Origin of the sequence: uncultured Pigmentiphaga sp. (genome assembly GCF_937950555.1) — a bacterium.
In the GTDB taxonomy this organism is placed as follows: domain Bacteria; phylum Pseudomonadota; class Gammaproteobacteria; order Burkholderiales; family Burkholderiaceae_B; genus Pigmentiphaga.
On sequence record NZ_CALFCW010000046.1, the window covers coordinates 13,473 to 31,582 of the forward strand.

Sequence of the window (18,110 nt, forward strand, 5' to 3'; positions counted from 1 at the left end):
GTCCAAGACTATATTTGTCGTTTTCCATACCTAAAAGGTATCGATGGATCTCAGGCAACTTCGTTATTTCCAGGCCGTGGCGCAGGAAATGAACGTCACCCGCGCCGCCGAAAAGCTGCACATGGCGCAGCCGCCGCTCAGCCGCCAGATCCGGGCCTTGGAAGAAGAGCTCGGCGTGCTTTTGTTCGAGCGCACCGGCCGCTCCCTGCGCCTGACCGAGGCCGGGCGCTTCCTGCTCGAGCATTCGCTCCAGTTGACCACGCGGCTGCAGGAGGTCGTCGATGCGACGCGCCGCATCGGCCAGCAGGGGCGACGCTGGTTTGGCATCGGCTTCGTGCCTTCCACGCTATACGGCTTCGTGCCCGAGCTGATACGACGCCTGCGCAGCGCCGATCCGCACGTGGACGTCGGGTTGTCGGAGATGACGACGCTGCAGCAGATGGAAGCGCTCAAGTCCGGGCGCATCGACATCGGTTTCGGCCGCATCCTGTTCGATGACCCGGATGTCGAACGCGAAGTGCTGATGGCCGAACCGTTGGTCGCAGTGGTGGGGAAATCCCATGCATTGGCGGCGCGCCCGGCGCACGGGGCCGTGGGCGCGGCGGAGCTGGCGGGCCAGCCGTTCATCCTGTATCCCGCCCGGCCGCGCCCGAGCTATGCTGATCACGTGCTGGGCTTGTTCAGGGCCGCAGGCTGGGCGTTGCAAGTCATCCAGGAGGCCAATGAGCTGCAGACGGCGATAGGCCTCGTGGCGGCAGGATTGGGCGTGACGGTCGTGCCCGCTTCCGTGCAGCGGTTGCAGCGCGACGATATCGTCTATCTGCCCCTGGCGACGGCAGGTTTTACCTCCCCGGTCATTGTCAGTTGCCGCAAAGACGATCGGTCGCCCTTCCTCGTGCAGGCCAAGGCGCTGGCTGCCGGGCTCGCGACGAAGGATGCGGAGGCGTTTCGCGCGTAGGCCTGGGCGTCAGGCGTTTTCCAGGTGCACGCTGCCCTTGGCGGCCGACCGCGTGCCCGGCAGCGGGCGGTTGCTCGCGGCGTGATAAGTGAAGACGACCGAGAATTTCACTTCGTCCGTGCTGTTGCGATCCGCCGCGTGCAGGGTATTGCAGTGGAAAAACACTGCGTCGCCGGCATGCAATTCCGGCACGATGGCGCGTTCGATCACCGGCCGGTTGACGGGAAGGTCGTCGCGGAAGAATTTTTTCTCATCGAACCGCGAGGCGTCGATGCGTTCGAGATGCGAGCCGGGCACGAAGTGCAAGGCGCCGTTGCGGTCGAATTCGTCACCCAGCGCCAGCCAGACCGAAACCATGTCGTCCCGCTCGAACGCCCAATAGCGGAAATCGCGGTGCCATCCGGTCAATGTGCCGAACCGCGGATGCTTGGTCATGATGCAGTTGTGGTGTGCCAGCGAAAGCTTGGCCGGTTCGCCGAAGTACGCTGCCATCCATTCGCGGATGGGGGCAGACGTGGCGTACTGCCGGAAGGCTTCGTCGCGCGACCATGCATCGAGGAGCCGCCGCACGGTTTTTCCGCCTTCGGCGTCGCGCGACGGCGGCGCGCCGGGATAGCCCAGGTCCGCTTCGTATTCGATGGGCTCGATGTGCGCATTGAGCTGGGCGCGCGCAATCTGCAGCAACGCGGCGCAACGCGAGGCATCGAGGAAATTGCGCACTACCACCAGGCCGTCCCGGCGCAGTGCCTCGATTTGTTCATCGCGGGACAGGCTAGCCATACTGCTGAACGAGGCAAAAAGTCACGAGGTTCACTAGCATACGCCGAATTGCAAAGGAAAGCCTGCGCGCCGGGCCTGGGGCCCTCAGCCTTGAATTGTGGGGCGCCCTCGCATCGCCCGCAGGCCTATTCCAGCTTGATGTCGATGCGCTTGACGACGTCAGCCCATTTTTGCGCGTCGCGCCGGAGCGTTGCTTCGGCTTCCGTTCCCGTCGAGCCCACGGGCGTGAGATCGAGCGAAGTCAATTTTTGGCGCACGGATTCCTCGTTCAATATCTCGGACACCGTCCGTTGAAGGGTTTGGAGAAGCGCTGCGGGGGTAGCGCTGGGCGCCATCAGGTATTGATTGAAGGACGCGTCGATGCCGGGCAGTCCGGCCTGCGGCAAGGTAGGGATGGAGGGCGCCATGGGAGAAGGGCGCGCGGAAGAGACGGCCAGGGCTGACAGCCGGCCGGATTGGATGTGAGGCAGGACGGTGGGCGTAGCGAGGAATCCGCAGTCGACCTGGCCTCCCATGACGGCGGTCGTGGCGGGGCTCGGTCCCTTGAAGGGGATGTGGGTCATCGAGACGCCGGCGCCGCGGAGCACGAGTTCGGCAGCCAGGTGGCCGGGCGAACCCGGCCCGCCCGAGGCGTACGTCATGGAGGACGAGCGTGCGCGGTCCATCAGTTGCTTCATCGACGTGATCCCGAGCGCGGCGTTGCACACCATCATCTGGTTGAAGTTCGCCACCAAGGCGACAGGCGCGAGATCGGTACGGGGGTCGAAATCCATCTTCGTGTATACGAGCGGATTGACCGTCACCACCGTGTCGGGCGTCACGAGCAAGGTATATCCGTCGGGCGGCGATTTGGCCGCCAGCTGCGCCGCGAGGCCATTATTGGCGCCGGGCCGGTTTTCCACCACGAAGGCCTGCTTGAGGCGGCGGCCCAATTCATCGGCGAGGATGCGGGCCACTAGGTCCGAGGGTGCGCCGGGAGGCGAGCCCACGAGGACGCGCACCGCCTTGGCGGGATAGTCTGTCGTGGCGTGCGCGCACGCGAATGCGGAAGAAAGAGTGATGGCCAGGAAAACGGTCCGTATGGCACGCATCGTCTCGCTCCTTTGGAATGCTGTTTGGGGGAAGTGTAGTTTTCCGGGTTGGTCATGAAAAATGAAAAATCAGGAGCGTTGATTTCTGTTTGGTCATCGTTCTTGGAAATGGCGGCACGCATACATGAACGAAGCACGCATTGGCATCGGGAGGGGCGCATCAAGCTGCGCCCGCGGCAATGTCTGGTCGCCATTGCCGCGCATCGGCCCAGGGGGGGCGGGCGCATGTCGCGAGAGGGGCTGTCACATGCCGACGGGGGCGGGGTGCACATAGGCCGGGCCCCATAGAGACACTTTCCGGGGTATTCGCACCGCCTGCGTGGCGCGCACCGATGCCGTCTGGACGATTGCGCCCGGCGTGGCCGGGCAAGACTTGCGTGCGGGTGCGGGTCGAATGCAGACGCGCTCCGGCCGCGCCGGTGCGCGGTCGCACGCATCGCGACGCGCGCTTGCCCGAAGCGGATCGGTCAGGCTGAGGCCAGCTGCCTTTCCAGCACGCGCTGCGGCGAGCGCTCTGGGTTCTCCATGGCCGAGACCGGCAGCAAATAGGTTTGTTCCAGCATGAACTGGCCTGTCATCGCCGCATGCGGCGTTTGGTCGGAAAAGCAGATCCAGGTACTGCCGGGAGGGAAATCAATGCTTTCTTGCGGACCGTTGCGCTGGTAGTCGGCGTCGGCCTTCATGCGGTCGTGCAGCTGCAGCATGATGTGATCGTAGGCGCTGCGCCGGCTCTTGGTGACGTGCAGCTTGTGCAGTAGCCAGGCCACGCCGGGACGATAGGGCGGGATCTGCGGCAGGTAGCGCGCGGACAACGTCTCGAAGGACTCGCCCACGCGCCAGCGGCGCGCATCGCCATGCGGATTGATGTTGTTGAAGACGCGCAGGATGCGCTGCTGGCCCACGGGGCGCGAAGGGAACGCGTCGACGTGCAGCCGCGAGTCGTCCTTGCGCCAGGACATCTTCCACGTGCCGATGCGGTGCAGCCGCAAGCTGGTGGTCGGCGCGTGCAGGTGGGCGGCGTAGTGAGGCAAGAGACGATCCAGGAAGCGACGCGTGGTTTCGTAGTAGCGCCGGACCAGCGCGCCTATGGCGTCGCGCCGCTCGTCCTCCACGGCGACGCCGGTCAGCTTGCCGGTGACGGCGTTGAGGCTGATGTTCTTGCGCTTGGGATCGACCAGGCTGGGGTCGAGCAAGGCGGTTTCCGCATCCGTCAGCTCGAAGCGCAGTCGCGGAAAATACAGCACCTTGCCTTCTTCCAGCTCCGCTGCCGGCGAGGGGGCGGCGTCCATCCCGGGCGCGGCGTCCCAGGAGGCGTGGTCGATGACGATGATTCGGGAAGATGCGGCCATGGTGCGATTGTTCAACCGGCCAGCGCCTTTTCGATCTCGGCGTGGAACTCGGCCACGTCGGGTTCGCCCAGGTATCGCTTGATGATGCGGCCTTGTTTGTCGATCAGGAAGGAGGTGGGCGTGAGCTTGACGTCGTCGAAGCTGCGGGCGATTTCCCCCATGGGGTCGAGCGCAACCTTGAACGGCAGTTGGCGGCTTTGCGCAAAATTGAGCACGTAGTTCGGCGGGTCGTAGCTCATGGCCACGGCGATCATCTCATAGCCCCGGGGTGCGTACTTCTTGTACGTTTCGACCATCATTGGCATTTCCTTGACGCAGGTCGTGCAACTGGTCGCCCAGAAGTTGACGAGCACGACCTTGCCGCGCAGGCTTTCAGCCGGGATCTTCTCGCCCTCGATGGAAGTGAACGTGGTGTCGGGCATCTTGGCGGCCGGCGCCAGCGCCAGCCAGGCGCCGGCTGCAGCCAGCAGCACGGCCGCGAAGATTGCGGCGAGCTTGGCGGCACCGCGTTGGCGCGCGGCTGTGTTGATACGGGCTGAAGTAGGCATATCCGTCTGTCCTCCACGCAGGGCGGCTGCGCGGCCGGCAAAGCGTCGCGGCCGCCCCATCCAACATCATTATAGGTGCGGCGTGCGCGGCGCCCTGCGGCGGTTCGCGCTTAGCGCCCGCCCGCTCCGTCTTCCTCTTCGGCCTTCACCTTGGCGAGGTTTTGCAGTTCCTCTTCCGTGATGTAGTCGAACACCTTGACGACCTTCTTCACGCCGCTCACGCCGGCGGCAATCTCGGCGCCGCGCTTGCCTTCCCGCTCGGTCACGCGTCCCATCAGGTAGGCGACGCCGTTCTCTACGACGATGCGGAAGGAATTGGCGAACAGGTCTTTGGCGTCGACCAGCGAGGCCTTGATCTTGCCTTCGATGAAGAGATCGTTCGAGCGGGTGGCCAGGGAGGTCGGCATGCCAATCTGCAGCTCGTTCACGATGGCGCGCACGTTCTCCACGCCCCGCACTTGCTCTTCGGCGTCGCGTTTGGCAGCCTCGTCCGGGACTTCGCCGGTCAGCAGCACCTTGCGGTTATAGGAGTTGACGTTGATATGGCCCTTCTCGCCGTAGCGGCCCGAGAGGCGATTGGCGGCCTTGAGCTCGATGTTCTTGTCTTCGACCTGGATGCCGACGGTGCGGCGGTCGGTCGCGGCCATGGTGCCGACGTAGGCGCTTCCCAATACCACGGGTGCGCAGGCCGACACGGCCCATGCGGAAGTTGCCACCATGGCCGCCAGCATCAGCGGGCGGAGCGAAATGGCCGGTTTGCGAAACATCAGAGATCTCCCAGCAGTTGAGCGTCGATGCCGTCGCACATGGCGTGCAGCAGCAGGATGTGGACTTCTTGTATGCGCAACGTGCGGTCGTGCGGCACGCAAAGGTGTACGTCGTCTTCGGTGAGCATCTGGCCGATCCTCCCGCCCCCCTTGCCGGTCAGGGCGATGACGCGCATTTCGCGCGAATGGGCCGCTTCGATGGCTTCGATGACGTTGGCCGAGTTGCCGCTGGTGGAAATGGCCACGAGCACGTCGCCGGGTTGGCCGAGCGCATTGACTTGTTGGGAAAACACGCGGTCGTAGCCGAAATCGTTGCCGACAGCGGTGAGGATGGAGCTGTCGGTGTTGAGGGCGATGGCGGCCAAAGGCAGGCGGTCGCGTTCGAAGCGGCCGACCAATTCGGCGGCGAAGTGCTGGGCGTCGGCAGCGGAGCCTCCATTGCCGCAAGCCAGGATCTTGCCGTTGTTGGTCAGGCAGAACACCAGTGCGTCCACGGCGGCGGCGGTGGGGGCGGACAGGGTGTCCTGGCAGTGTTCGAACAGGGCGACGGCGTCGCGGAAATGGGCAGAAATGCGGGCGATCAGGTCCATGAAGGAATTATCTCATGCGGGGAAGCGGCCGGTGTGCACGGCAGGCCGGCAAGTGTGACCACTGTAACCGGCCGCAACGGGCCGCCGTTGCCGGCGACCCGGGTTCGAGCAGCCGGGCCGCGTTTGGTTCCCCTCGGCCGTGGAGAGGCACGTCCCCGCTCGTGGGCCTGTCCCGAGTCGTCGGATTCATCCCCCGGCAGGATGCCCTGCCTCGAAGGCGTGCCGGATCCACCGAGGCGGCCGTTCGGCGTCGAAGGCAAGCACGTCGAAGCGGCAGGGCGGCAGCGGCCCCCTCCAACGGGTATGGAGGAAGCAACGTGCCGCGCGCTCCAGGCGCAGTCGTTTGGCGGGACCCACGGTGGCGGCTGCGTCGCCGTAGCGGTCGACGGCGCGCGCCCGGACCTCGACGAAGACCAGTACCGGGCCATGCCACATGATCAGGTCGATTTCTCCCGCCCGGCACGTGAAGTTGCGCGCGACCGGTTGCAGGCCCGCCGCCGTCAGGTAGTCCAGGGCGCGCCGTTCGGCGCGGTCGCCCGCCTGTTGAGAGGGCGACCGGCGAGGTGCCTCGTCTTGGCCGCGTCGGCCGCCGTGCCGTTTGCCTCGTCGGCGGCGCAGCGCCTGTCGTTGCGCCGCGTGTGCCCGGGCAAAGGCCGAGTCGATGGGGGGCATGGCCTCGCCGTCCGGGCGTGGCGTGCGCTCGGACGTCATGCCTGTCCTCGCGTTATGCTCGGGGCATGGAACATGAATTCGACCCAAGCAGGCCCCACGCCGGCGCCTGGGCCAGGCTCGCCGAAAAGGTAGAGGCGCAGGATTGGCCAGCATCCGCCCTCTATGTGGTGGCCACGCCCATTGGCAACCTCGGCGACCTGAGCCTGAGGGCCCAAATTTGCTTGCGTAGGGCCGACGTGGTGGCGGCCGAGGATACCCGCACGTCGCGCGCGCTGCTGGAGGCCTGGGGCATCGACACGCCGCTCATGTCGGCGCATCGTCACAACGAAGCCCAGGCAGCGCAGGCCATACTCGGCCGCCTGTCTGCCGGGGAGCGCGTCGCGCTGGTTTCCGATGCCGGTGCGCCGGGCGTGAGCGATCCGGGAGCGCGCATCGTGCGCGAGGTTGCGGCGGCGGGGTACCGGGTAGTACCCGTGCCCGGCGCGAGCGCGGTCATTGCCGCCTTGATGGCCAGCGGCGCGACCTCGGACGAGAACCCGGCTTTCGTTTTCGCGGGATTTCCGCCGCCCAAATCGGCAGCGCGGCAGCGGTGGCTGGCACAGTGGTGCGCATTGCCGGCGCCGGTTGCCATGTATGAGGCGCCCCATCGCCTGGCCGCGACGCTGGGGGACTTGCTGGCGGTTTGCGGACCGGGGCGCGAGGTGACCCTGGCGCGCGAACTGACCAAACGATTCGAGGAAATCGCCACCTTGCCGCTCGGCGAGGCGCCGGCCTGGCTCGCGGCCCATCCGCAGCGGGCACAGGGCGAGTTCGTCCTGATCGTGCGGGAGGCGCCGCCGTCGGACGCCGCGCAGTTCGACGCACGGACGGATGAGGTGCTGGAGGCGTTGCTGGAGGTCCTGAGCGTGCGCGACAGTGCCAAGGTCGCAGCGCGCATCACCGGCGCGCCGCGCGACGCTCTGTATGCGCGGGCGTTGCAGCTCAAGGGGAAAGACGTTTAGGGCGGATTCTCCGGCAGGCATGGGGGGCGCGATGAAGGCTCTGGCGCAAGCATGCCGCGCTTGCGCCTCGTCGGATAGCCCCTCACCGGGGCAGGATTGTCCTGGCCTTGGCCGCGCGGGCGCGCCGGCCCGCGCCGCGAGCGGTCAGCGCGTCACGATGAGAGGCACGATGTCGAGGCGGGCCTGTAGCCGCTGCGCCGCCGCCTGCGCACTTTCACGCGAAGGATAGGGGCCGATGTGGACGCGGTGCAGGTTGTCGGCATTGACGATGCGTAGCGGCTCGGTCCAGTCCGGAAGTTGCGCCTTGAGGCGGGCCAATAGGGCTTGGGCATTGCTGGGACCGCTGAAGGCGCCGAGCTGCAGGAAAACGCCCGATTGCGCCGGGGAGGAGACGGTCGCCGTGGCCGGGTCGAGTGCCGAAGGTGCCGGGGCCGGCGGCAGTTCCTGCACCTGGGTGATCGGCGCCGGGGCCGCGACCGGCATGGCCTGGACCGCGCCCCCGCTGCTCGATGCCGCGGCGTCGGGTGCCGCGGCCAACATCGTGCCATGGCTGCGCTCCGCGCGGATGCGCGCGATTTCATCCGGCAGCAGGAGCTCGACTTCCACTTCACCGCTACCCGCTTCGAGCAGGCCCAGCTTGTACGCAGCCGTGTAGGAAAGATCGATGATGCGGTTGTCGTGGAACGGCCCCCTGTCGTTGATCCGCACGATCACGGACTTGCCGGTCGCGACCCGCGTGACGCGGGCGTAGCTTGGGATGGGCAGCGTCGTGTGCGCCGCCGTCATCGCATACATGTCATAGATTTCGCCATTCGACGTGCGTGCGCCGTGGAACTTGCGTCCGTACCACGAGGCGATGCCGCGTACCTTGTATGGCTGCAGGGATGTCGCGGGCACGTAGCGCTTGCCGAAGATGACATAAGGACGGTTCGGGCCACTGGCCAGCGGTTCGACCGCCGGAAGCGGGTCCGGGACTTGGTCCAGGTTGGCGGGCGGGCTATCGGGCGGGCCGTCGTCTTTGTAATAACCCCCTCCGCGGGAGGCCGAGCCCGAAGGGGCCTTGGTGGGGGCACTGCTGCATCCGGCGAGTGCGACGGTGACGCAAAGCGCGATCCATAACAGACTGGAACTCCCGCGAGGTTGGCGGCTGGATGCTGCTGGGTGGCCAAGGCTCGGGGTCCGGTCGGGTCGAATCATCGTCAAGGTCCTGCTGAAGGCGTGGTCGATCTGGGAGGTGGCCCCGGATCGGCGGGGCCGCCGCCAGGATCATAAAGGTCGAATTGTTTTTGCGCACGGTGGCGCACCAGTACCTGACCCTGGCCGGCGAACATGGCAGCCAGCTGTTCCACCACGTAAACGGACCGGTGCTTGCCGCCCGTGCAGCCGATGGCCACGGTCAGGTAGCTGCGTGTGTCGTGCATGTACTCCGGCAGCCAGGTGCGGATGAAGCCGGCGATGTCGTCGATCATGCGGCCAACGTTGGGAATCGCGGCCAAGAAGCTCGCCACCGGCGCGTCGCGCCCCGTCAGCGGCCGCAGTACCGGGTCGTAGTGCGGGTTGGGCAGGCAGCGCACGTCGAAGACCAGGTCGGCATCCAGCGGCACGCCTTCTTTGAACGCGAAGGATTCGAAGGTGAGGACCGGCGGGACGGTGTCGGCCTGGACGACATTGCGTATCCATGAACGCAATTGCGAGGGCGTCAGCCCGGTGGTGTCGATGACATGCCCGAGTTCCCGCAGCGGACCCAGCAATTCGCGTTCGTGCGCGATGCAGGCTTCGATCGATGGGGCGATGCCTTCTCGGAAGAGCCGGTCGGTGAGCGGGTGGCGGCGCCGGGATTCGGAATAGCGCTGGACCAGCGTGCCCGTATCGGCGTCGAGGAACACGACCCGAATCTCGGCACCCAGCGCCCGCAGCGACGTGATGGTGTCGGGCAGGTTGGCGATGGCCCCGGTCGAGCGCGCGTCGATGGATACGCCTACGCGCTGTAGGCCATCGTCGTGGGCCGAAGCGATGAAATCGTGCAGGAAGCGAACGGGAAGGTTGTCGACGCAGTTGTAACCCGCGTCTTCCAGCGTACGAAGGGCAACCGACTTGCCGGAGCCGGAGATGCCTGTGATGAAGACGACGCGTAGCACAGTCTGGTCTGCTTGTCGGTGAGAGGGACGCGTAGAGAACGATACCACTGCGGCGCGGATGAAGCGCCGGAAGGGGGCCGTTTCCCTATTCGGCTCCCTTTTGGATGGCTTCCATCTGCCGTTCCATGAACTCGGTCAGGGTGTCTATGCCCCGCAGTTGCAGGATGGCATTGCGCACTGCCGCTTCGACCAATACCGCAAGGTTGCGGCCCGCCGCCACCGGCAGTACCACCTTGCGTATGGGCAGCCCCAGTACGTCCTGCGTCAGGGCCTGCAGCGGCAGGCGCTCGAAGTGGGCCTCCGGCGACGTGGTGCGCACCAAGTGGACGATGAGCTTGAGCTTCATCTTGCGCCGTACGGAGGTTTCGCCGAAGATCGCCCGGATGTCGAGCAGGCCGAGGCCGCGCACCTCGAGCAGGTTTTGCAGCAGCGGCGGGCAGCGGCCCTCGATGATGTTCGGGGCGATGCGGGAGAATTCCACGGCGTCGTCGGCCACCAGGCCGTGTCCGCGCGAGATCAGTTCCAGCGCCAGCTCGCTCTTGCCCAATCCGGATTCCCCGGAGATCAGCACCCCCATGCCGAGCACGTCCAGGAATACCCCGTGCACGGTCGTGACTGGGGCAAGTTTCTTGGCGAGGTAGATGCGCAGTAGGTCGATGACCTGCGCTGCCGGACGGGGGGAGGCGAGCAGGGGGACGCCGCGACGCTCGCAATGCTCGAGCAGGTCGGCCGGGGCAGGCAGGCCATCCGCGATGATGATGGCGGGGACGCCGCTGGTGAGCAGTTCATCCAGGTGATGTGCGCGGCGGCGGGATTCCAGCCGTCCGTAGAAAGCGTGTTCCTCGTGCCCGAAAACCTGGATGCGGGTCGGATGGATGAGGTTGAGGTGGCCGACCAGGTCAGCCGCCGCCAGGCAGGTGTCGGGCAGCGACCGCGTTGCGTTGGCGCGCCCTGCCAGCCAACTCAAGGAAATCTTGTCGGTCGTGTCGTCGACCAGGTTTTCGATAGTAAGCATCGGGGCACACGAAAAGAGGCGCCCGACCGGGCGGTCGGGATCAGGCCTCGGCGTTGAACTGGGCCGGCTCCCAATGCGTCAGCAGCGAGTGGATCGCACTGGCCGAAGGTTCGGTGGCCAGGGCCTCGCGCAGCGCGCGATTGGAAAGCATCTGCGCCAGTTCGGATAGGATCTCCAGATGGACTTGCGTAGCCTGTTCGGGGCAGAGCAGGACGACCAGCAGGCTCACGGGCTTGCCGTCCGGCGCATCGAAGTTGATGGGCTGCGAGAGCCGCACGAACGCCGCGACGGCGTCGGTCAGGCCCTTGATCCGCCCGTGGGGAACGGCGACGCCCTGGCCGAGGCCGGTGGATCCGAGCCGTTCGCGAGCAAACAGGCTGTCGAACACGACCGAGCGGGCAATGCCGTGATTGTTCTCGAACAACAGGCCGATTTGTTCGAACACGCGCTTCTTGCTGGTGACTTCCAGGTCAAGCAGCACGTTGGAAGGGGGGAGTATCCGCGAGATCAGGTTCATAACATATGCGCCGGCTTCGTTGGGATCCGTCCGCAGGGGGGAAGCCGGGCGACATCTTTCCAAGATTGGGTCGATTATAGCCAGGGGGCGGGGGGAGGCCCACCCCCGGGGCGGCCCGGGGGCCGCGCGTCTGGAAAGGCGGCCTAGCGGCCGCCGGGGCTACTCCATTCGATTACAGATCAGCGGCGAGTTGCCTCTTGGGCGCTTCTTCGGGCCGTGGGCGTAGGAACTTGTCCTTGTATTTGATGACTTGCCGGTCGACTTTATCCACCAGCGTGTCGATGGCGGCGTAGAGGTTTTCTTCCTGGGCCTCGCAGTGAACGTCCTTGCCCCGCATGTGCAAGGTGATTTCTGCGGTATGGCGCAATTTTTCCACGGAAAGCAGCACCTGGATGTCGATGACATTGTCGAAATGCCTCAACACCCGCGTGAGCTTGTTCAGAACATACTCTCGGATGGCCGGAGTCACGACGAGGTGATGTCCGCTGATGCTCAGGTTCATGTAAAGCCCTCCTTGATGCGATGTACCGGGAATGCTCCCGGGCCGGCGCCGGTGTCCGCGGGCACCGGCGCATCGTGGCACGCGCGTGCCACTTTGCTTGCGTCGCGGCCGGATGTCCGGCGGATTGCCACGCAATCGAAGTGGCGGGCACATGCAATTCAGCGGTTAACCTGAAAGTGCGCCTGAGTTCGAGGCTTTCAAGTACGGTCTAACCCTAGTCTCCGTGATGAATAGTCAGCACCGCGTTTTGCGAGAGCCGCTTCAGATGCTTTTGCGCAAAGAAACGGGGGGAATCTTGAGGGCTTCGCGGTATTTGGCCACCGTGCGCCGCGCAACGACGATTCCCTGTTCTCCGAGCATCTGAGCAAGTTGACTGTCGGATAGTGGCTGTTTTGGGTCCTCCGCTCCGATGAGTTGCTTGATCAGCGCGCGAATCGCCGTGGACGACGCCGCGCCGCCGGTTTCCGTGGCAACGTGGCTGCCGAAGAAGTACTTGAGCTCGAACGTTCCCAGCGGCGTGAGCATGTATTTCTGCGTGGTCACGCGCGAGATCGTCGACTCATGCAACCCTAGTGTATCTGCTATTTCGCGCAATACAAGGGGGCGCATGGCCACCTCGCCATGGTTGAGGAAACCTTGTTGGCGGTCGATGATGGCTTGGGCGACGCGCAAGATGGTGTCGAAGCGCTGCTGGACGTTGCGGATCAGCCAGCGCGCCTCTTGCAGTTGCGACGACAGCCCGGGATGTGCGGAACTGCGTTCGGACTTGAGGATCTGCGCGTACATCTGATTGATGCGCAGTTTAGGCACGGCTTCGCTGTTGAGCGTGGCGCGCCACTGATTGCCGATCTTGCGCACGATGACGTCGGGAACGACGTAGTCTGCGGCAGGCGTGGAGTAGCGCGCGCCCGGCCTCGGATCGAGCTTGCGGATCAGGCTTTGCGCGGCCCGCAGCTGGTCGTCGGTGCATCCGAGCGCCTTGCGCAGCTTGGCATAGTCTCGCGCACCGAGCAGGGACAAATGTTCGGCGGCGATGCTGCGTGCCAATGCCAGCACGTCGGGGTCGCGCGCCTCGGGCAGGCAATTGAGGTCTGGGTCGCGCAATTGCAGCGACAGGCATTCGGCGATATTGCGCGCACCGACGCCTGCGGGCTCGAACGATTGCAGCAGCCGCAGCGCCGAGCGCAATTCGTCCATGTCGATTTCCAGCTCGGGCGGGAACAGGCTGGCCAGCTCCTCCAGCGGCGTTTCGAGATAACCGTTGTCGTCCAACTCGTCGATCAATGCCGTCACCAGCGCGGCGTCGCGTCGCGTCGCCTGCGTCAGGGCCAATTGCCCGAGCAAGAATTCGCGCAGCGAGGCGGAGGGAGCGGCCAGCTGGGGCGCGGTGTCGTCGTCATGTTCTCCTCCCGCGCGCGGCATCTCGTGCAGGGAGGGGGCGTCGTGCAGTTCGTGCGCATCATCCGACGAGACGGCGCCATCGTCGCCGCCGTTTTCTCTTTCGGCGTCGGCGGCCGACGTGCTGGGCGCGATGGCATGCATGCTGCCGTCCGCGTCGACGCGCAATGCGCCGGCGACGGGTTCGTCTTCCCGTTCGAGCAGCGGGTTCTCCTGCAAGATCTGCTCGATCTCATGTTCGAGTTCGAGCGTCGACAGCTGCAGCAGCTTGATCGACTGTTGCAGCGCCGGCGTCAGCGCCAGGTGTTGGGAAGTGCGGAGTTGAAGACCGGTCTTGAGCATGGGCACCGCTACATGCGGAAATGTTCTCCCAGATAGACCCGGCGCACGGCCGGGTCGCCAACGATTTCTTCAGGATGTCCGCTGGCGAGCACCGTGCCGTCGCTGATGATGTAGGCCCGATCGCAGATGCCCAGCGTCTCGCGCACATTGTGGTCGGTAATGAGCACGCCTATGCCGCGGCTCTTGAGGAAACGCACGATGCGCTGGATTTCGATGACGGCAATGGGGTCCACGCCGGCGAATGGTTCGTCCAGCAGAATGAACCGGGGGTTGGTGGCGAGCGCGCGGGCGATTTCCACGCGCCGCCGCTCTCCGCCCGACAGCGATATCGCCGCGTTGCTGCGGATGTGTCCGATCTGCAATTCGTCGAGCAGGGATTCCAGGTGCTCGTCCACCTGGCGCGCAGTCAGCACTGAGCCGTCGGGGTTGTGCTGCAGCTCGAGCACGGCGCGGATGTTTTGCTCGACGTTGAGCCGGCGGAACACGGACGCGTCCTGGGGGAGGTAGGACAACCCCAGCCGTGCGCGCTTGTGGATGGGCAGGCTGGTGGCGGGCACACCGTCGATGTCGATGCTGCCCGCGTCAGCCGGTACGAGCCCGACGATCATGTAGAAGCACGTGGTCTTGCCGGCGCCGTTGGGGCCCAGCAATCCCACGACTTCGCCGCCGTCCACGTGCAGCGATACGTTCTTGACGACGGTGCGGTTTTGATAGGACTTGCGCAGCCCTTCGGCGCGCAGCCGTCCCTGGCTGCTTTCGGACTCCTCGGGGCGCCGGGTCGGGGCCGCGTTTCCGGTTTCGGTGCGTTGCGCCATGTTCAACGGGACCCCTTGGCCGGCGTTGCGGGGCAACCCGCGGCCGGCGTGCCGTCGGCTGCCTGGCCACGCGGCTGGATGACGGTGCGCACGCGGCGGTTGGGCGTGGGCGCCTGGGGGCCACCGGTCGCGGTGTAGGTTTCGGTGCGCTGGTTGTAAGTGATGCGCTGGCCGCGCACCTCGTCGACCATCTGCTCGCATTCGAGGCGCCTTGCCACGGCCTTGGAGATGAAGTGGATCAGTTCGTTGCGGCCGTCGTATTCGACGCGTTCGCCTTCGCCTTCGATGTATTCGTCCTTGCCTTCGCGCCGTTGGCGGACATAGACCAGCTTGCCGGGATTGGCCGTGGCCACGCCGTATTGGTAGCCCTCGGGGTCTTCGCGCAATTCCAGCCGGTCGGCACGCAGGATCAGCGATCCCTTTGTCAGCACGACGTTGCCGGTGAAGATGGAGGTCTGTTTCAAGTCGTCATAGCGCAGCGAGTCGGCGTCGACCGTCGTCGGCTGTGAACTGTCTGCGCGCGCCGCGACTGCCTGCCCGGCCCAGGCAACGGCCAGCGCGATCGCGGCATGAAAGACGATCCGGGAGAGTCGATAGTTTGGCACGGTAGGCTTATCCCTTGGATGGCGGCCGCCTGGTCGGGGCGGGCGGCCGCGCGCTGTTGGGCTGTATCTGTACCCGCGTCTGGTTGTCCACCTTCAGTTCGCGCGAGACGTTGTCGTAGCGCATGCCCCGGCCCTGTATGCGTGTGGTCCCGTTCACGATCGTGGCGGGTAGGTCCGTGAAGGCAACGTCGTCGTCGGGCAAAAGCGTGATCTCTTCGCTGCGTATGTCGAGTTCCGAGCGTCCGTGCCCGGGCAGCCGGCGCAGGTGTACGTCGCCGCGCATGACCACGCGCGCGCCGTCTTGGTCCATGCGTGCGTGGTGCGAGGTTGCGGTCATCGTGGGCCGCTCGGGCCGCTGGCTGACGGCGCGGAATTGCGTGACTTCGGAAGAGTCGTCGTCCGGATAGTGCACCAGGCGGTCGCCTTCCATCCGCGTCGTCGGCATGCCGTTTTCGTCGCTGCGCACCATGACGAATTCCTCGACGTAGGAATCGATTTCGTGCGTCAGGCGTCGCGGCGGGTCCTCCGCCACGGCGCGGCGCGCATAGTCGGCCGCCCACCAGGTGCCTGCCACCAGGGCGGCCAGCAATGCGATGGAGACGCCCGAGGCGATGCGGTCTTTCATTGCGGCGATCCCGAGGCCATCAGCGTGGTGCGCGCGCGGCTCGTGATGTATCCGCCCAGGCGGCCCTGGGCGGCGAGGATCAAGTCACAGCACTCGCGGGCCGCGCCGCCACCGGCGGGGCGGGAGGCGACCCAGTGCGCCGCCTGCGTGATGTAGACCGGCGCTTCGGACACGCTGGCGGCAAACCCGACGCGGTGCATGGCCGCCAGGTCGATGATGTCGTCGCCCATGAAGCCGATTTCATCCAACTCGAGGTTGTGGCGCTGGGCGAGGGCGGTCACGGCGGCGTTCTTGTCCCGGATGCCCTGCTGCACCTCCGAAATGCCGAGTTCGGCCGCGCGCCGGGCCACCGTGGGAGACTCGCGGCCCGTCATGAACGCGACTTCCACGCCGCTTTCGTGCAGCATGCGCAGCCCGAATCCGTCCAGTGCGTGAAAGCGCTTGACGGTTTCTCCGTGCTCGCCGTAATAGAGCCGGCCGTCGGTCAGCACGCCGTCGACGTCGAAAATCATCATGCGCAGGCGCGCAGCGCGCTCGCGCACGTCCTGTGGCACGCGTGCCAGGATGAGGGCTTCTGCCGGGTGGGGAGTGAGGGGAATCGCCATGGGAACGTCAGAGCACCTTTGCAGCCATCAGGTCGTGAGTGTGGAGGGCGCCGACCAGCTTGCCGGACGCGTCGAGCACCAGCAACTGGTTCTTGCGGTTTTCATCCATCAGCGCAGCCGCCTCGGTGGCCAGCGCATCCGGACCGATGTATAGGGGGTTGCGGGTCATGCCGGCGACCACCGTCAAGTGGCGGATGTCGCCTTCTCGTTCTATCAGGCGACGCAAATCGCCGTCGGTAAAAATGCCCACCAGCCGTTCGCCGTCGAGGACCGCGGTCATGCCCATGCTCTTGCGGGTGATCTCTTCCAGGGCATCGGTGACGGATGCGGTGACTTGAACGGTCGGCACGTCGCGCCCGGTGCGCATGACGTCCCGCACGTGGGTCAGCAGGCGCCGCCCGAGCGCGCCGCCCGGGTGCGAGCGGGCGAAATCCTCCGGCCCGAAGCCGCGCGCCTCGAGGCAGGCGACCGCCAGGGCGTCGCCCAGCGCCAGCGCCGTGGTGGTGCTGGCCGTGGGGGCAAGGTTCATGGGGCAGGCCTCCTGCGGGACGCTGGCATCCAGGTGCAGGTCGGCCAGTTGCGCGAGCTCGGAGTCGGGATTGCCGGTGATGGCGATCAGGCTCGAGCCCAGCCGCTTGACCACCGGGACGATGGTGAGCAGCTCGGCGGTCGTCCCGGAATACGAAATGGCGATGAGCACGTCATTGGCCGTGATCATGCCGAGGTCCCCATGGACTGCTTCGGCCGCGTGCACGAAAAAGGCGGGGGTGCCGGTGGAGGCCAGGGTCGCGGCGACCTTGCGCGCGATGTGGCCGGATTTGCCGATGCCGCTCACGACTACGCGCCCGCGGCAGCCGAGGATCATGTCCACCGCCCGCTCGAAAGTGCGGTCCAGGCGCTGCGACAGCGCTTGGAGCGCCTCGATCTCCACTGCCAGGGTGCTGCGGGCCGAGCCGATGACGTCGACCGAGCCGGGAGCGCCGGGAACGTACGGGTTGGACGTGCCGTTGTCTGAGGTGTTCATGATTGAGTCCGGGCCGCCGCCCCGGGGGGCGGCGAAAAAAGCGCCTCACGCCGGCCAAGGGACGGCGACGGCCGTTCAATTGCGACGATCTACCAGTATAGTAGCAAGGGCACGATCCTTGCTTTTGCCGTCTTTGGGGTACAGTTGCGTGTTGCGCGCCGGGTTGCCGAACCCTGGTCCTGATCCGATTCTTCGCCGAGTCCGCCATGTTCCTGGATCCGAATTACATCCGCGACCGCATCCGCACGGTGCCCGATTGGCCCAAGCCTGGCGTGCTGTTTCGCGACATCACCCCCCTGCTGCAGGATCCGCGCAGCTTCCGGGTGCTGATCGACCTGTTCGTGTACCGTTACATGAACCAGCGGCTGGACCTGGTGGCAGGCATCGACGCACGCGGGTTCATCGTCGGCAGTGTCATCGCGCACGAACTGAACCTGGGATTCGTTCCCATCCGCAAGAAAGGCAAGCTGCCGTTCGACACCATCGCCGAGCAGTATTCCCTGGAATACGGCAGTGACTCGGTGGAAATGCACGCCGATGCGGTGCGGCCCGGCCAGCGCGTGCTGCTGGTCGACGACCTGGTCGCCACCGGGGGAACCATGCTCGCCGGCATGAAGCTGCTGCAGCGGCTGGGCGCCAATGTGGTCGAAGCGGCAGCAGTCATCGACCTGCCCAAGTTGGGCGGGTCGCAGGCCATACGGGGCTCGGGCCTGAGCCTTTACACCGTTTGCGAATTCGAGGAGTGAGGCGGGGCGGTTCCTTCAGCCG

The 18,110-nt window shown here is 65.8% G+C and carries 21 protein-coding genes; 3 read left to right on the plus strand and 18 right to left on the minus strand.

Annotation, left to right across the window (positions count from 1 at the left end):
• Nucleotides 1–43 precede the first annotated feature (43 nt).
• The gene (locus tag Q0319_RS12025) at nucleotides 44–958 is read left to right on the plus strand and encodes a LysR family transcriptional regulator (protein WP_296467151.1); all 915 of its coding nucleotides are present in this window, start codon (nucleotides 44–46) and stop codon (nucleotides 956–958) included.
• 9 nt (nucleotides 959–967) lie between these two features.
• Here the strand turns inward: Q0319_RS12025 and Q0319_RS12030 are convergent, their stop codons facing one another.
• From Q0319_RS12030 to Q0319_RS12060, 7 genes are all read right to left on the minus strand, one after another.
• Nucleotides 968–1,738, minus strand: a complete 771-nt coding sequence (locus Q0319_RS12030) for a phytanoyl-CoA dioxygenase family protein (protein ID WP_299452809.1) — start codon at nucleotides 1,736–1,738, stop codon at nucleotides 968–970.
• Nucleotides 1,739–1,863: 125 nt separating this feature from the next.
• Entirely contained in the window at nucleotides 1,864–2,829 is a 966-nt protein-coding gene (locus tag Q0319_RS12035; protein WP_296467146.1) for a tripartite tricarboxylate transporter substrate binding protein, read from the minus strand.
• A gap of 467 nt (nucleotides 2,830–3,296) precedes the next feature.
• Complete coding sequence (locus Q0319_RS12040; protein WP_363322274.1) at nucleotides 3,297–4,118, minus strand: Kdo hydroxylase family protein; 822 nt, start codon at nucleotides 4,116–4,118, stop codon at nucleotides 3,297–3,299.
• A 71-nt stretch (nucleotides 4,119–4,189) separates the two neighbouring features.
• Nucleotides 4,190–4,726, minus strand: coding sequence for a TlpA disulfide reductase family protein (locus Q0319_RS12045; RefSeq protein WP_296470059.1), 537 nt, complete (start codon nucleotides 4,724–4,726; stop codon nucleotides 4,190–4,192).
• Between the two features lie 110 nt (nucleotides 4,727–4,836).
• Nucleotides 4,837–5,493, minus strand: a complete 657-nt coding sequence (locus Q0319_RS12050) for a BON domain-containing protein (protein WP_296470062.1) — start codon at nucleotides 5,491–5,493, stop codon at nucleotides 4,837–4,839.
• Nucleotides 5,493–6,083, minus strand: a complete 591-nt coding sequence (locus Q0319_RS12055) for a phosphoheptose isomerase (RefSeq protein ID WP_299452814.1) — start codon at nucleotides 6,081–6,083, stop codon at nucleotides 5,493–5,495. The genes Q0319_RS12050 and Q0319_RS12055 overlap by 1 nt, the downstream gene beginning before the upstream one ends.
• A 186-nt stretch (nucleotides 6,084–6,269) precedes the next feature.
• A complete protein-coding gene (locus tag Q0319_RS12060) occupies nucleotides 6,270–6,794 on the minus strand; it encodes a YraN family protein (protein WP_296470068.1) in 525 nt (174 codons plus the stop codon).
• Nucleotides 6,795–6,820: 26 nt separating this feature from the next.
• Between Q0319_RS12060 and rsmI the strand changes: the two genes are divergently transcribed.
• Complete coding sequence (gene rsmI / locus Q0319_RS12065) at nucleotides 6,821–7,756, plus strand: 16S rRNA (cytidine(1402)-2'-O)-methyltransferase (protein ID WP_296470071.1); 936 nt, start codon at nucleotides 6,821–6,823, stop codon at nucleotides 7,754–7,756.
• 144 nt (nucleotides 7,757–7,900) lie between these two features.
• On the opposite strand, the gene Q0319_RS12070 is transcribed toward rsmI, so the two are convergent.
• The 11 genes from Q0319_RS12070 to Q0319_RS12120 form a co-directional block, all read right to left on the minus strand.
• Nucleotides 7,901–8,953, minus strand: a complete 1,053-nt coding sequence (locus Q0319_RS12070) for a septal ring lytic transglycosylase RlpA family protein (protein ID WP_299452819.1) — start codon at nucleotides 8,951–8,953, stop codon at nucleotides 7,901–7,903.
• A gap of 2 nt (nucleotides 8,954–8,955) precedes the next feature.
• Entirely contained in the window at nucleotides 8,956–9,894 is a 939-nt protein-coding gene (gene rapZ / locus Q0319_RS12075; protein ID WP_299452822.1) for an RNase adapter RapZ, read from the minus strand.
• Nucleotides 9,895–9,979: 85 nt separating this feature from the next.
• Nucleotides 9,980–10,909 (minus strand): HPr(Ser) kinase/phosphatase, encoded by a 930-nt coding sequence (gene hprK / locus Q0319_RS12080; protein WP_296471161.1) that lies wholly within the window; start codon nucleotides 10,907–10,909, stop codon nucleotides 9,980–9,982.
• A 40-nt stretch (nucleotides 10,910–10,949) separates the two neighbouring features.
• Nucleotides 10,950–11,426 (minus strand): PTS IIA-like nitrogen regulatory protein PtsN, encoded by a 477-nt coding sequence (ptsN, locus tag Q0319_RS12085; RefSeq protein ID WP_296471159.1) that lies wholly within the window; start codon nucleotides 11,424–11,426, stop codon nucleotides 10,950–10,952.
• A gap of 172 nt (nucleotides 11,427–11,598) precedes the next feature.
• Nucleotides 11,599–11,928 (minus strand): ribosome-associated translation inhibitor RaiA, encoded by a 330-nt coding sequence (gene raiA, locus Q0319_RS12090; RefSeq protein WP_299452827.1) that lies wholly within the window; start codon nucleotides 11,926–11,928, stop codon nucleotides 11,599–11,601.
• Between the two features lie 261 nt (nucleotides 11,929–12,189).
• Nucleotides 12,190–13,668, minus strand: coding sequence for an RNA polymerase factor sigma-54 (locus Q0319_RS12095; protein WP_296468253.1), 1,479 nt, complete (start codon nucleotides 13,666–13,668; stop codon nucleotides 12,190–12,192).
• An 8-nt stretch (nucleotides 13,669–13,676) separates the two neighbouring features.
• The gene (lptB, locus tag Q0319_RS12100; RefSeq protein WP_296468250.1) at nucleotides 13,677–14,483 is read right to left on the minus strand and encodes an LPS export ABC transporter ATP-binding protein; all 807 of its coding nucleotides are present in this window, start codon (nucleotides 14,481–14,483) and stop codon (nucleotides 13,677–13,679) included.
• A 2-nt stretch (nucleotides 14,484–14,485) separates the two neighbouring features.
• Nucleotides 14,486–15,088, minus strand: a complete 603-nt coding sequence (gene lptA, locus Q0319_RS12105; RefSeq protein WP_296468248.1) for a lipopolysaccharide transport periplasmic protein LptA — start codon at nucleotides 15,086–15,088, stop codon at nucleotides 14,486–14,488.
• 7 nt (nucleotides 15,089–15,095) lie between these two features.
• Entirely contained in the window at nucleotides 15,096–15,713 is a 618-nt protein-coding gene (gene lptC, locus Q0319_RS12110; protein WP_296468246.1) for an LPS export ABC transporter periplasmic protein LptC, read from the minus strand.
• The gene (locus tag Q0319_RS12115; protein ID WP_296468243.1) at nucleotides 15,710–16,318 is read right to left on the minus strand and encodes an HAD hydrolase family protein; all 609 of its coding nucleotides are present in this window, start codon (nucleotides 16,316–16,318) and stop codon (nucleotides 15,710–15,712) included. Before Q0319_RS12115 ends, lptC begins: the two co-directional genes overlap by 4 nt.
• A 7-nt stretch (nucleotides 16,319–16,325) precedes the next feature.
• Complete coding sequence (locus Q0319_RS12120) at nucleotides 16,326–17,342, minus strand: KpsF/GutQ family sugar-phosphate isomerase (protein ID WP_296468241.1); 1,017 nt, start codon at nucleotides 17,340–17,342, stop codon at nucleotides 16,326–16,328.
• Nucleotides 17,343–17,548: 206 nt separating this feature from the next.
• Between Q0319_RS12120 and Q0319_RS12125 the strand changes: the two genes are divergently transcribed.
• Nucleotides 17,549–18,088 (plus strand): adenine phosphoribosyltransferase, encoded by a 540-nt coding sequence (locus tag Q0319_RS12125; RefSeq protein ID WP_299452836.1) that lies wholly within the window; start codon nucleotides 17,549–17,551, stop codon nucleotides 18,086–18,088.
• Nucleotides 18,089–18,110: the final 22 nt, after the last annotated feature.

Bases quoted from the DNA above. Each gene is read 5' to 3' on its own strand.
- Q0319_RS12025 (WP_296467151.1), top strand. From the start codon at position 44: ATGGATCTCAGGCAACTTCGTTATTTCCAGGCCGTGGCGCAGGAAATG.
- Q0319_RS12030 (WP_299452809.1), bottom strand. From the start codon at position 1,738: ATGGCTAGCCTGTCCCGCGATGAACAAATCGAGGCACTGCGCCGGGAC.
- Q0319_RS12035 (WP_296467146.1), bottom strand. From the start codon at position 2,829: ATGCGTGCCATACGGACCGTTTTCCTGGCCATCACTCTTTCTTCCGCA.
- Q0319_RS12040 (WP_363322274.1), bottom strand. From the start codon at position 4,118: ATGGACGCCGCCCCCTCGCCGGCAGCGGAGCTGGAAGAAGGCAAGGTG.
- Q0319_RS12045 (WP_296470059.1), bottom strand. From the start codon at position 4,726: ATGCCTACTTCAGCCCGTATCAACACAGCCGCGCGCCAACGCGGTGCC.
- Q0319_RS12050 (WP_296470062.1), bottom strand. From the start codon at position 5,493: ATGTTTCGCAAACCGGCCATTTCGCTCCGCCCGCTGATGCTGGCGGCC.
- Q0319_RS12055 (WP_299452814.1), bottom strand. From the start codon at position 6,083: ATGGACCTGATCGCCCGCATTTCTGCCCATTTCCGCGACGCCGTCGCC.
- Q0319_RS12060 (WP_296470068.1), bottom strand. From the start codon at position 6,794: ATGACGTCCGAGCGCACGCCACGCCCGGACGGCGAGGCCATGCCCCCC.
- rsmI (WP_296470071.1), top strand. From the start codon at position 6,821: ATGGAACATGAATTCGACCCAAGCAGGCCCCACGCCGGCGCCTGGGCC.
- Q0319_RS12070 (WP_299452819.1), bottom strand. From the start codon at position 8,953: ATGATTCGACCCGACCGGACCCCGAGCCTTGGCCACCCAGCAGCATCC.
- hprK (WP_296471161.1), bottom strand. From the start codon at position 10,909: ATGCTTACTATCGAAAACCTGGTCGACGACACGACCGACAAGATTTCC.
- ptsN (WP_296471159.1), bottom strand. From the start codon at position 11,426: ATGAACCTGATCTCGCGGATACTCCCCCCTTCCAACGTGCTGCTTGAC.
- raiA (WP_299452827.1), bottom strand. From the start codon at position 11,928: ATGAACCTGAGCATCAGCGGACATCACCTCGTCGTGACTCCGGCCATC.
- Q0319_RS12095 (WP_296468253.1), bottom strand. From the start codon at position 13,668: ATGCTCAAGACCGGTCTTCAACTCCGCACTTCCCAACACCTGGCGCTG.
- lptB (WP_296468250.1), bottom strand. From the start codon at position 14,483: ATGGCGCAACGCACCGAAACCGGAAACGCGGCCCCGACCCGGCGCCCC.
- lptC (WP_296468246.1), bottom strand. From the start codon at position 15,713: ATGAAAGACCGCATCGCCTCGGGCGTCTCCATCGCATTGCTGGCCGCC.
- Q0319_RS12115 (WP_296468243.1), bottom strand. From the start codon at position 16,318: ATGGCGATTCCCCTCACTCCCCACCCGGCAGAAGCCCTCATCCTGGCA.
- Q0319_RS12120 (WP_296468241.1), bottom strand. From the start codon at position 17,342: ATGAACACCTCAGACAACGGCACGTCCAACCCGTACGTTCCCGGCGCT.
- Q0319_RS12125 (WP_299452836.1), top strand. From the start codon at position 17,549: ATGTTCCTGGATCCGAATTACATCCGCGACCGCATCCGCACGGTGCCC.